Genomic DNA, 11,907 nt, shown 5'->3' on the forward strand with positions numbered 1-11,907 from the left:
ACTGTTTGGTGCCAGCTTTTTTTCTGATCGGAATCTTGAACATTTCTTCTGCCACATCAATCATCGTGTCATAGGCATCTGCACGCATTCTTTCCTGATAAATAGCCAGTTTCGACTCTTTCAGTTCCCGTTTGAGGCGGCTTATTTCTTCACTTTCCGTTCTTGGGGATTCGTTTTTCTTCATGGGTACTTCTTCATTTTCTTCGCCCACAAATTTACGAATCCAATTGCTTACAGTACACTGCTGAGGGATAGAATATTTTTTACTCAGTGCGTGTTTACTGATTCCACCTGCCAAATACTCTTTGACGACTGCTATACGAAACTCGTCCGTATATTTTTGATAACTTACCTTTGGTTTACACATTTTCTTTTTGTGATTGTGTAAACTTTTTTCAGTACAAGTCAGTTGTCAGCTCTTTTTCCAATAAAGACTAACTGTCTTTATCCAGCACTAACCATCCCTATCTGCTCCTATCCGGTAGTCACTTTTCAGTTGTACTTACTTTTGTGAGGTTATCGATAATCTGATAATAAATGAAATAATACGATATAAGATTTATTTCATTGATAAAAACATCCCGTTTACAGATTCTTTTTTTAGAAGATAGGAGGGAACGCTATTTTTGGAGATCAAAAAACAAAAGGATATGATAAAATATACCATTGTAAAGAGCTATCTGTTTGCTGTTTCCCTGTTCATACTGGTATCGTCTTTACCGGCATGCAGTGCAGACGACATTTCTTCCGGTGAGGAAACAAAGGCTGTCCCGGACGATGAGAATGATCAGGTAGATAACTCTTCTTTTTCCAGTACGGTCACGGTTTCTTTTGATAACACGGTCACAGTCTCCAACCCGATGTCGGACAACGGCGTATCTGTTCAGATTAGTGACGGACAAGTGACGATCGTTTCGACAGCCGAAGAAATAGAATATGTTCTCTCCGGTTCGACGACCAACGGAATGGTTAAGATTTACAGCGACTATAAATTCAAGCTGACACTGGATGGTGTATCCATCACCAACCCTTCCGGTCCGGCTGTTAATATCCAATCACATAAACGGGTATTTGTCCAGCTAAATGATAACACGCAGAATATATTGACGGATGGTTCCTCCTATGCAACCAATGGCAGCGAAGACCAGAAAGCAGCCTTTTTCAGTGAAGGCCAGCTGATCTTCAACGGTAATGGCTCGCTGACGGTCAACGGCAATAACAAGCATGCCATTTGCAGTGACGACTATGTTCGTATTTATGAAGGAAATTTCATGCTTACCAGTAAAGTCTCCGACGGTATCCACACGAACGATGCCGTCATAATAGACGGAGGAACCCTGACGATCCATGCGGCAACCGACGCCATAGAATGTGAAGAAGGCTATATCCTTATCCAGGACGGCGATATTACGATCGTCAGCGGTGATGAAGGAATCACCACCTCCTACGAAGGCTCCGATTCATCTATTAATCCCTACATGGATATCAACGGAGGAACGATTCGTATAACGACAACGGGCACTTCCGCCAAAGGAATAAAAAGCCTGGGCAACCTGACTATCAACGGAGGAAATATAACGGTAAAAACCTCCCGTTCGGAAGCGGAAGGTATCGAGAGCAAGCGCGAACTGGTCATTAACGACGGCTATATCATCGTCGAGGCTTACGACGACTGTATCAATGCCGCCACTTCCATTGTCATTAATGGCGGAGACATTTATTGTTACAGCACCGCAAACGACGGCATCGACTCTAACGGCACGTTGACGATTACCGGAGGCACTGTCATCTCCATCGGTACATCTTCGCCGGAAGATGGTTTTGACTGTGACCAGAATACATTCAAGATCACCGGCGGCACAATCATCGGAGTAGGAGGAAGCACCAGCACACCGACCACTAACGCATGCACTCAATCTTCCCTGATCTACGGTGGAAGCGGTACTCAAAATACATTATTCCATATAAGCTCGGATGATGGTGCCGATATCCTGACTTTCAAGATACCGCGTACGCTCCAGCAAATGACATTATTATTCAGTAGTCCTGCCCTTACATCCGGTTCGGGCTATACCATCTATACCGGAGGAACAGCTACGGGTGGCTCTGATTTTTATGGCTTATATACCGGATCGACCTATTCCGGCGGTACACAGGCCGCCACCTTTACCGTTAGTTCGATAGTCACGACCGTCGGTTCTTACTCCGGCGGACCGGGCGGCGGAGGGAATATCGGCGGTGGCGGAAGACCGGGAGGATGGTAAAAAAATCTCATTTTGTATACTCCGAATGTAAATGAATCATACATTTGTACCGGCAAAAAGAAAATTACTCAAGGATAGTACAAAATGAAAGAAAATAGCATTGAAGCCCGTTTGCTTCATACTCCTTACGAAAGGCCGGATGCCTACAACGCGTTGTCTATGCCGGTCTATCACACAGCGGCCTACGAATTTGATTCCGCCGAAGCCATGGAAGCCGCTTTCTGCGGCCGCACGACCGACCATGCTTATTCGCGGATAACGAATCCGACCGTGCAATATTTTGAAGATCGCATACAGGCTATCACCGGAGCGATGAGTGTGACTGCGCTCAACTCCGGAATGGCTGCCATCTGCAATACCTTGATGGCGATCGGCTTCTCCGGGGCGAATATCGTGACTTCTCCCCATCTCTTCGGTAATACCTATTCGCTGATGAAAACGACATTGGCCGCATTCGGAGTCGAAGCACGTTTCTGTGATCTGACAAATCCGGATGAGGTTCGTGCAAATGTCGATTACAATACCTGCGCTGTATTTGTGGAAGTGATCACCAATCCTCAATTGGAAGTGGTCGATTTAAAGCTATTATCGTCTATCGCCGGAGAGGCCAAAGTTCCCTTGATCGCAGATACGACGATCGTCCCTTTCACGGTTTTCCACGGAAAGGATTTCGGGATAGACATCGAGATCGTATCCAGTACCAAATATATTTCCGGAGGTGCAACGAGTGTAGGAGGGCTGATCCTCGACAACGGAACATTCGACTGGAGCCGTTCATTCATCCTGAAACATTGGTATGAGCAATATGGCGAACGTGCATTCACAGGTCGCCTGCGTAAAGAGATCCACCGGAATCTGGGAGCCTATATGACGCCGCAGGTCGCTTATATGCAGACATTGGGCCTGGAAACTATGCAGCTCCGTTTTGAACGGCAGGCTTCCACCTGCCTGGAGTTGGCAAAACGTTTGCAAAGCCTGCATGGCATCATGTCCGTCAATTATACCGGGCTGGAAGATAATCCGTATTACCAATTAAGCACTTCCCAGTTCGGTCGTTATCCCGGAGCGATGCTGACGTTCGACCTGCCTGCCCGCGAAGCCTGTTTTGCCTTTATGAATCGCCTGAAGTTGATTCGCAGGGCTACGAATCTGTTTGATAACAAGACATTGGCTATCCATCCTGCCAGTACCATCTACGGCAGTTTCACGGAGGAGCAGCGTCGGGATATGGATATCAGTCAGCAGACGGTCCGCCTGTCGGTCGGCCTTGAACCGGTCGATGATCTGTACAATGATATTGAACAAGCCTTATCCGTAACCTGCTGATGCGAACGTTGATCATAGCCGATAATCAGGATATCACGAAAGCCGGCATCTTATATCTGACTGATAAGATGCCGGACTTCTCGCTTGTAACCGAGGCTGCCGGTAAACGTGAACTGCTCCAACTTCTGCAACAATATCCGCAAGCTGTAGTCCTGCTCGATTATACGCTTTTCGACCTGGCGAGTGACGACGAACTGCTGATCGTGCAGGAACGTTTCAAGCAGGTATCCTGGATACTTTTCAGCGACGAGCTGAGTGAAGATTTTATCCGCCGCATCCTTTTCAGCAGCGAGGCATTCGGTATTGTCCTGAAAGATGCTTCATCGGATGAGATACAGGAAGCCTTACGATCGGCTTTGCATTCCCGGCGTTTTATCTGCCAGCGAATCCATCACCTGCTTTCGAATAAGAACTCTGTTCGTGAACCGAAAGAGCACCCGGTACTGACCTCCACGGAAAAAGAGATATTAAAGTCCATCGCTTTGGGAAAAACGACCAAAGAGATAGCTTCCGAACGTTTCTCCAGTATCCATACCATCACCACCCACCGAAAGAATATCTTCCGAAAACTGGAAGTCAACAATGTGCATGAAGCAACCAAGTATGCGTTGCGTGCCGGGATTGTCGATACGACGGAATATTATATTTGAATCTACTTTTCCATCCAGAGAAAAGTAACATATTACACCATATCATCTCCCGTCTTCACAATCTCCACTTTTAGTGTCTTATGGAAAGGAGTAAAGCGAGAAATAACCATTATTACGATGGCGAATATCAACACATAACCGATAATCGTTTTCAGCGCAAGCAGTAAACTTTGCGATTGCAGCGTTGCATACAAGCTATTGGTTGCAAGCTGGGTGGCATCGGTAATATTATGCCCCTGTGCCAGCGCATTGTTGAGAGACTGATTATATTGCTGTGCCGCCAGTGGGTTTTGCAGGTCCATATTTTCCGAAAGGGTTGTCATACCCCGTAATTGCAGGCGGTAAAGTATATTGTTAAAGAATGCCGACGACAGGGCAGGAGCTATCACCGAACGGCAACTGATCAGGAAGAAAGCATTATATATCATCAACTTCGGATTCATATCCTCCACCGCATACACCCCGAAAGCGATAAACAGGATCATCATCCCCATACCCCGGAGGAACATCGGAAGATACAACATTTCATATGTCCCGTCCGGCGTGATCCCGAAATAAAGGATAGCAAGATAAACCACATAACACGCCATTCCCGAGGCTATCAGTATACGGAAACGCCACCGCTGCCAGCGGAACCACCAGAAGCAAACTACCGCCCCGCCGATAAAGCCCGGCAGCATCCAGAGGTTCAGAAAGTTGGCATGCACGCTGTCGACCCGTATGATGTTATTCATATAGCTTGTGATCAGCGAACTCGTAGCCGAAAAGAACATGACCAGCATCATAAAGAAATAACCGATCAATGCTTTGCTGCTATTCAGTATTTCCAGCCGGATATAAGGATTCTTTTGTGTCTTTTGCCGTGAAACGAACAACCAGGCCAATACCGGCAATGACAATACGTACAGGGTGATCTTGGCGGACGAGAACCAGTCGAGCGTTTTGCCGTATGTGGCCGACCAGATCGTGAAGAGCAGGATAGAGGCTATGATCAGGATGCTTTTCCAGTCTATCTCCTTAAAAGGAAAATGAACGGGGCGCTTCGCATACCGGAAAAACATCAGGATAAAAGAGATGGCGACCAGCAACAGCAGGATAACGAAATAATACATATACTGCCATTGATAGTAGTAGGCGAGCTGTGCCGTGATTGCCATCGATATCTGCCCCGCCGAAAAGACGATAGGGTAGAAATAGGCATAAAACTCGCTGCGGACATTCTGCGGACTGAAAAGCGGGCGGATCATCAGGATGATTTCCAGCATGGCAAACCCTTTCAGGAAACCGATAAAGAAACTACAGACAATGATGATATCCATCTGGTTCACCTGCGCACAAATAAAGCTCAATATAACCTGCAAAAGCAGGTCGATCAACAGGATCGTCTTGGTTGTTACCACCGGGCGGACCTTGGGGATAAGCGGGTAGGAGACTGCCATGCCTGCCGATGTCGCATAGTAGGCCATACTGATATCCTCGCTCAATACGCCGAGCGTTCCCGAAACTTCGGTGATATTCCCCGTATAAGCTCCGTTGATGAGGATGATCGGCAGCATGACGACGAAGGCCGTGACAATCCCAAGCCACCGGGGAACCCAGGGGCGTATCGGGACATTCAGTAAAACCTGTTGAGCCATATGCTTCTATTTGCTTTAAATAAGAAAATCCGTGTAATACGTATCTTTCACTGTTTCTTTAATGCTTCCGTCTCCACCATCATTCCGGCACGGAGCAGATTCATATCTTCGGGCGAAACATCTGTGAGGTCGATCCGCACGGGGATACGTTGCTGTATCTTGACAAAATTACCGGCCGAATTATCGGTCGGGACCAGCGAATATTTAGATCCTGTCGCCTCGGAGATAGCCGTTACCGTGCCGTGGAAGATACGGTTGTCGATGGCATCCACCTTGATACGGACCTGCTGCCCGATGTAGATGTGGCTGATTTGTGTCTCTTTGTAATTGGCAGTGATCCATTTGTCGTTGCCGCGGACGAGATAGCTGAGGGTTTGCCCTGCCTGCACCAGTTGCCCGGTTTCCAGTGTACGCCGTCCCATGTATCCGTCGAAAGGGGCGGTGACAACCGTATAGGAGAGGTTCAGTTGCGCCATCTCCAGATCAGCCTCCTTGCGAAGAATCGTGGCTTCGACGCTGCCGCTTTTCTTGCTCGTTTCCGTGTATTGGGACTGGGCGGCATTCTTTTGGCGCAACAAAGCATCGTAACGGGCTTTCATTGCTTCGTAGTTTGCTTTGACCTGTTCATATTGCTGTTGTGAGACGGATTCTTCCGCCAGCAGGTTGGCATACCGTTGATAATCCTGTTCGAGTTGCCACAAACGAGCTTTCGTCTCCGCGATGTTCGCTTCCTGGATACCGATATTCACCTGCGAGGTTTCGATACCGGAGCTTAAGATGTCTTTAGACGCATGTGCATCCAGAAGGGCCGCCTCAGCATCTTTTAGTTTGATGCGGTATTCACGGTCGTCGAGGATAAGAAGCGTGTCGCCTACCTTGACTTGCTGATGTTCGGTGAAACGGACTTCTCTGATGTATCCCGCTACACGGATATTGACGGGGATGATATACTGGTCGACTACGGCATCGTTGGTGATCTCGTAGTTCACGTATTTCCAGAAATAGTTCACAGTCCACGATATTCCGCCGAAGGCAAGCAGGATACAGACCGTGTTGAGCGTGATGTTCCTGATCTTCAACCGTAGTAATTGTTTTCTTTTCTTATGTAATGCTGACATACAGAATTGTTTTATCGGTTATAAATTGCCGCACGAACGCATCAGTTCGTAGTAGCTGTAAACGGCCTCGGTACGGGCATTCGTTAGTTGCAGTTCGGCTTCGAGCCTGACACTGCTGGCATCGAGCAGGTCGGTCAGGATGGATAACTGGTTCAGATAACGGTTCCGCACGATGCGATAGTTCTCTTCGGCCTGCCTGACCGATAACAGGAGTGCCTGTACACGGTCGAGTGCTTCGTGATGCCTGATCCAGGCACTTCTGACATTGATACGGATATCCTGCCGTATCTGGTCTTCCCTGTTTTTTCGGAGGCGGACGTATTGTTTGGCCTCGTGCATTTTATGCTTGTTCTGATAGAGGGAAGACAGGTTGTAAGACAGGCTTAACGCTATATTCCAGTTATTGGAAAACAGATCTTCCATCGTTGTGCTCAACGGGCGTGACAGTGTATTGGCGGCCCGGATGGAAAGGGAAGGCAGATAATCTGCTTGCGACAGGCGAATGTCGTTTTCCGCCAGTTTCGTGTTATAGCGGGCGATTTGCAACTCCGGATAGTTGCTGTAAGCCTGCAGGACGTATATCTCGTAGTCTTCCAGCGAAACAGCTGTATAAAGCAGTGTCGTATCGGGTTGCAGAAGTAACGACTCGTCCAGTCCGAGCAGGACGTCGAGCTGTTGCGAAACAATGGAAATATCGTCGTCAGCTTCACGGCAGGCTAGCTGGTCGTTGGTCAGTTGCAGTTCGCTGCGCAATTCATCGTTACGGGTGACGACGCCTTCCTTCTTCAACCTGCGGATATCGTCCAGCCTGCGTGTGGATTCTTCCACGTTGCGGGCGAATACGTCTCTTTGTTTATAAAGGCTGAAAAGGTCCATATACCGGCGGAGCAAAAGGAGTTTGATCTCTGCCTCGCTGTTGGTCGAGTTCAGTGTGGCAATCTCTTTTTCCAGGGAAGCCCGCTTGATGTTATAATGGATTTTCCCTCCGCGGTAGACGGGTTGGGTCACCTCTACATTATAATTGTGCGACCAGTCGGGCAGGTCGGGATGCACGGGCTGCGCTAATCCTTTGCGGAAGACGGTAGACTGTCCGATATATCCGGTCGTCGCACCGATACTGATACCGGGTAGGCGTGAGGTCTTTGCTGTCTTTTCCTTGTCGCCCGCGATGACTTCCTCCATGCGGGAGGCTTGCAGGCGCAAACTGTTCTCTGTCCCCAGACGGAATAACTCGTCGAGAGAAAGCGAGTAAGCCTGTTGGGAATAAGTCGCAACAGGCTTACAAATAAACAGTAACATTAATAAACTATATCTGATCAAATATCTCATTCAATTTATTCAGATGCTTCATGCAGGCTTCCATGTGGCGGGTATTCATTTGGTTGCCTATCTGTGTGTACATATCTTTTAGGAGTGACTTTATCTTTTCCGCCACTTTTTCTCCTTCCGGCGTAAGAAATATGAGTTTGTTACGCCGGTCGTTGGTGTCTTCCCGGCGTACGACCCATCCTTTTTTCTCCAGGTTGTTGATCAGGTTGGTGAGGCATGCCTTGTCCTTCGCCGTCTTTTCCGCCAGCGTTTGTTGGCTGACACCCTGTTCTTTCCATAGGCAATGCATGACCTGAAGCATCTCGAAGGTCATATCGACATTGTTTCTTTTAAGTAATCGTTGAATCGTTTGCCGGAATGTCATCCGGGTTTTTAATATCAATAAATTAAGTTCGTGCGCTAATTCACTATCCGTCATACTTGCTGTTTTTGGGATGCAAAGATAGGAATTTCTTTGATATTAGTTTAATATTTGACTATTATTTGTTGGGGAAGAGATAACAAGTAAGGCTTGCTTGTTACAGGTTCATTTCAAGTAAGGTTTATTTGTTAGAGGTCCATTTGCCGTCAGTTTTAACTGACGGATTTGTAAATAGCTATTTCTTTGAACTTTAGTTCCATTTTAAAATATATCCCCATTAAAGAGAAATCTGGCTAAAGCCAAAAGAGATAAACTATCTGCAAACCGTCAGTTAAAACTGACGGCAAATGAACCTGTAACAGCTAAGCCTCTTTTATAATGGTACAGTTCATTTCTGATATTCACTTACAATGAATACTCTTCACTTACAACGGATACTCTTCAAACGCGTACAGTACCGTAGAAAGATACCGTTCCCCTGTATCCGGCAGTAAGGCGACGATTGTCTTTCCGGCATTCTCCGGCAGTTCTGCCAGTTTCAATGCCGCATACACTGCTGCACCCGAAGAGATGCCGACAAGCAAACCTTCTGTCTGTGCCAGTTCGCGGCTGGTCCGGATAGCATCGTCGTTTTCAACCTGAATGATCTCATCGACAAACTTGCCGTTATATGTTTTAGGGATGAAGCCGGCTCCGATACCTTGTATCTTATGCGGTCCCGGTTTTCCTCCCGAGAGGACGGGGGAGTCGCTCGGCTCTACCGCTACGATCTTTATATCCGGATTATGTGCTTTCAAACCTTCTCCGACACCGCTGACCGTGCCACCTGTGCCGACACCTGCCACGAAAATATCGACTTTGCCGTCCGTATCACGCCAGATCTCCTGGGCAGTCGTTTCCACATGTTTGGCCGGATTAGCCGGATTTTCGAATTGTTGCAGGATGATGGAACCAGGTGTTTCGTCACGTAATGATTCGGCTTTGGCGATGGCTCCCTTCATGCCGTCGGCTCCGGGAGTTAATACTAGGTGGGCTCCAAGTGCTTTTAACAGGTTACGACGTTCTATACTCATCGTTTCAGGCATCGTCAGGACTAATTTATATCCTTTGGCAGCCGAAACGAAAGCCAGTCCGACTCCGGTATTTCCGCTTGTCGGTTCGATGATGGTCGCTCCCGGTTTCAGCAGTCCTTTCTTTTCTGCGTCTTCGATCATTGCCAGAGCAATGCGGTCTTTCACACTTCCAGCCGGATTGAAATATTCCAATTTGCCGATCAGTTTCGCTTTTACTCCCTTGCTTGCATTGAAATTCGAGAACTCCAGTAACGGTGTGTTACCGACCAGGTCTGTCAATGATTTTGCTACTTTTCCCATATTCTTTTATGTTTTTAAGTTGTTTCTTATCTATGCAACAAAGATAGGTATCGGATTGATTATGATATATACCATAAACAGGGTATATTTTGTTTTTATTTATTAACAATAAAATAATTCTCTTATATTTGCAGTATTCTGGACGAACGAGATGGAGGATAATGAACTCATATTATTGTTAAAACAAAGTGATAAAGATGCTTTTACTGCTTTGTATAAAAAGTACTGGAGGCAAGTATACAACTTCAGTCGGCTTTATCTGACCGGTAAGGATGCGGCAGAGGAGGTCGTACAGGAAGTTTTTATCAAAATCTGGGAATCGCGTGACTTTATGCGCCAGGAAGATAATTTCAAAGGACTATTATTTATTATAACCCGTAACCTGATCTTTAACCAACACCGTAAGAGCCTGAACGAAGACTTCTATAAAATGACCGTTATCTCGGCTATGGAAAGTTCGTATGATATAGAAGAAGAGATAGAGGCTAAGAACCTGAGTGACTATATCGATCTGCTGATCAATGAACTCCCTCCGCGTCGTCGCGAAATATTTAACCTGAGCCGGAAAGAAAATAAGAGTTATAAGGAAATAGCCGAACTATTGCATATTTCAGAAAAAACTGTAGAAAATCAGATCAGTGAAGCTTTAAAGTATTTGAGAAAGAACATATCGATGCTTGCTCTTTTCCTGTAAAGAGGTTATCTCTTCTCTTTTATTTCAGAAAATCGAAAAAAATCTATGGCCGGATAGGGGGACACCCTCGGGTTAGGTGTATTTATTATAAAGCGCATAGAAGAAATGAATCAGAATGATAAGAAATATATACTGAAGAAACTGATGCAGGATGCATTGGCAGAGGAAGAGGTCGCCGCCCTGAACGATCGGGTGGCTATAAAGGAACGGATGGGCGATCAATGGGAAAATGCCCCGGATGCGGCAACCTTTGACCGGACGGACGGGATGCATATATGGCAGTACATACGCAGGCGGATAGAGGGTGACAGACCGGGGAAAACGCAGTTCTATAAAATCTATAGTGCCGTCGCCTCCATACTGCTGTTACTGGTGTTGGGAGGAATGACTTACCTTTTCCTGGAAAAGAGGAATGATCCTCCGATGTATATTGTCAGTTCGGGTATTCAGAATATGCAATCGGTGTCATTGCCGGATGGAACGGAGGTCCAGTTGGGTCCGGGCAGTAAATTGACCTACCCGTCGGAGTTTTCTTCCGGAAAGCGGGAAGTCAGCCTGGATGGACAGGCATTCTTCGATGTTTATAAGAATCCTCAGAAGCCGTTTGTTGTCCATACTGCTGATATGGATATAGAAGCTCTGGGCACTGCATTTGAGGTTTTTAGTTATGGTATAGAGAATAAGTCAGAGGCCATTCTGTTGAATGGAAAGATAAGGGTGAATTGCAACAGCTCTCTGAATAATAAGAATGGCGGATACCTTCTGTCGCCGGATGAGAAAATAGTATTTGACAAACGAGATAATTCAGCCTCCGTGCAGGATGTCGATGCGGATAAATATACAGCCTGGCGAAAGCAACGGATACTGAGTTTCGAGAATGAAAAGTTATCGATGATCATTCCCCGTCTGGAACAATGGTATGGGCGTAAGATCATGTGCCAGCAGGATCTGGCTGATAAATACCGGTTTACATTTAAGATCAGGGATGAATCTCTTGAAAGAATTCTTTTTATGATGGGAGCCTCATCCCCGTTAAAGTACAAGGAAACAAGTAACGGGAATTATCAATTGATTCTCAAGTAAATAATTAATAACTTAAAACGAATACGTATGGATGGATAAACAGTTAACCTAAAAAATTGGAAGATACCTGCA

Annotated in this window: 11 protein-coding genes; 5 read left to right on the forward strand and 6 right to left on the reverse strand. The window is 46.4% G+C overall.

The window, feature by feature from the left end; translation table 11 throughout:
* Window positions 1–367 (reverse strand): transposase (locus tag DWW23_RS26525; protein WP_199664126.1); only part of this gene is annotated, 367 nt, incomplete at its 3' end.
* A 283-nt stretch (window positions 368–650) separates the two neighbouring features.
* Between DWW23_RS26525 and DWW23_RS05960 the strand changes: the two genes are divergently transcribed.
* The 3 genes from DWW23_RS05960 (at window position 651) to DWW23_RS05970 (ending at window position 4,240) form a co-directional block, all read left to right on the forward strand.
* Window positions 651–2,264 carry a carbohydrate-binding domain-containing protein gene (locus DWW23_RS05960; protein ID WP_122352370.1) on the forward strand — a complete coding sequence of 538 codons (1,614 nt, stop codon included), beginning with the start codon at window positions 651–653 and terminating at the stop codon, window positions 2,262–2,264.
* 84 nt (window positions 2,265–2,348) lie between these two features.
* A complete protein-coding gene (locus tag DWW23_RS05965; RefSeq protein WP_122352371.1) occupies window positions 2,349–3,590 on the forward strand; it encodes a PLP-dependent transferase in 1,242 nt (413 codons plus the stop codon).
* Complete coding sequence (locus DWW23_RS05970) at window positions 3,590–4,240, forward strand: response regulator transcription factor (RefSeq protein ID WP_122352372.1); 651 nt, start codon at window positions 3,590–3,592, stop codon at window positions 4,238–4,240. The genes DWW23_RS05965 and DWW23_RS05970 overlap by 1 nt, the downstream gene beginning before the upstream one ends.
* A gap of 32 nt (window positions 4,241–4,272) precedes the next feature.
* Here the strand turns inward: DWW23_RS05970 and DWW23_RS05975 are convergent, their stop codons facing one another.
* From DWW23_RS05975 to cysK, 5 genes are all read right to left on the reverse strand, one after another.
* On the reverse strand, window positions 4,273–5,877 hold the full coding sequence (locus DWW23_RS05975; protein WP_122352373.1) for an MFS transporter: 1,605 nt from the start codon (window positions 5,875–5,877) through the stop codon (window positions 4,273–4,275).
* A 47-nt stretch (window positions 5,878–5,924) separates the two neighbouring features.
* Entirely contained in the window at window positions 5,925–6,995 is a 1,071-nt protein-coding gene (locus DWW23_RS05980) for an HlyD family secretion protein (RefSeq protein ID WP_122352374.1), read from the reverse strand.
* An 18-nt stretch (window positions 6,996–7,013) separates the two neighbouring features.
* Window positions 7,014–8,324, reverse strand: coding sequence for a TolC family protein (locus DWW23_RS05985; RefSeq protein ID WP_122352375.1), 1,311 nt, complete (start codon window positions 8,322–8,324; stop codon window positions 7,014–7,016).
* Window positions 8,302–8,742 (reverse strand): MarR family winged helix-turn-helix transcriptional regulator, encoded by a 441-nt coding sequence (locus DWW23_RS05990; RefSeq protein ID WP_122352376.1) that lies wholly within the window; start codon window positions 8,740–8,742, stop codon window positions 8,302–8,304. The genes DWW23_RS05985 and DWW23_RS05990 overlap by 23 nt, the downstream gene beginning before the upstream one ends.
* Before the next feature lie 368 nt (window positions 8,743–9,110).
* Window positions 9,111–10,058 (reverse strand): cysteine synthase A, encoded by a 948-nt coding sequence (gene cysK, locus DWW23_RS05995; protein ID WP_122352377.1) that lies wholly within the window; start codon window positions 10,056–10,058, stop codon window positions 9,111–9,113.
* 151 nt (window positions 10,059–10,209) lie between these two features.
* Between cysK and DWW23_RS06000 the strand changes: the two genes are divergently transcribed.
* Window positions 10,210–10,752 (forward strand): RNA polymerase sigma-70 factor, encoded by a 543-nt coding sequence (locus tag DWW23_RS06000; RefSeq protein ID WP_122352378.1) that lies wholly within the window; start codon window positions 10,210–10,212, stop codon window positions 10,750–10,752.
* A gap of 105 nt (window positions 10,753–10,857) precedes the next feature.
* The gene (locus DWW23_RS06005; RefSeq protein WP_122352379.1) at window positions 10,858–11,835 is read left to right on the forward strand and encodes a FecR family protein; all 978 of its coding nucleotides are present in this window, start codon (window positions 10,858–10,860) and stop codon (window positions 11,833–11,835) included.
* Window positions 11,836–11,907: the final 72 nt, after the last annotated feature.

The organism is Parabacteroides sp. AF14-59 (assembly GCF_003479515.1).
In the GTDB taxonomy this organism is placed as follows: domain Bacteria; phylum Bacteroidota; class Bacteroidia; order Bacteroidales; family Tannerellaceae; genus Parabacteroides; species Parabacteroides faecis.

Excerpts from the sequence above, each read along its gene's own strand:
- cysK (WP_122352377.1), bottom strand. The coding sequence starts at position 10,058 with ATGGGAAAAGTAGCAAAATCATTGACAGACCTGGTCGGTAACACACCG.
- DWW23_RS05960 (WP_122352370.1), top strand. The coding sequence starts at position 651 with ATGATAAAATATACCATTGTAAAGAGCTATCTGTTTGCTGTTTCCCTG.
- DWW23_RS05965 (WP_122352371.1), top strand. The coding sequence starts at position 2,349 with ATGAAAGAAAATAGCATTGAAGCCCGTTTGCTTCATACTCCTTACGAA.
- DWW23_RS05970 (WP_122352372.1), top strand. The coding sequence starts at position 3,590 with ATGCGAACGTTGATCATAGCCGATAATCAGGATATCACGAAAGCCGGC.
- DWW23_RS05975 (WP_122352373.1), bottom strand. The coding sequence starts at position 5,877 with ATGGCTCAACAGGTTTTACTGAATGTCCCGATACGCCCCTGGGTTCCC.
- DWW23_RS06005 (WP_122352379.1), top strand. The coding sequence starts at position 10,858 with ATGAATCAGAATGATAAGAAATATATACTGAAGAAACTGATGCAGGAT.
- DWW23_RS05985 (WP_122352375.1), bottom strand. The coding sequence starts at position 8,324 with ATGAGATATTTGATCAGATATAGTTTATTAATGTTACTGTTTATTTGT.
- DWW23_RS06000 (WP_122352378.1), top strand. The coding sequence starts at position 10,210 with ATGGAGGATAATGAACTCATATTATTGTTAAAACAAAGTGATAAAGAT.
- DWW23_RS05990 (WP_122352376.1), bottom strand. The coding sequence starts at position 8,742 with ATGACGGATAGTGAATTAGCGCACGAACTTAATTTATTGATATTAAAA.
- DWW23_RS05980 (WP_122352374.1), bottom strand. The coding sequence starts at position 6,995 with ATGTCAGCATTACATAAGAAAAGAAAACAATTACTACGGTTGAAGATC.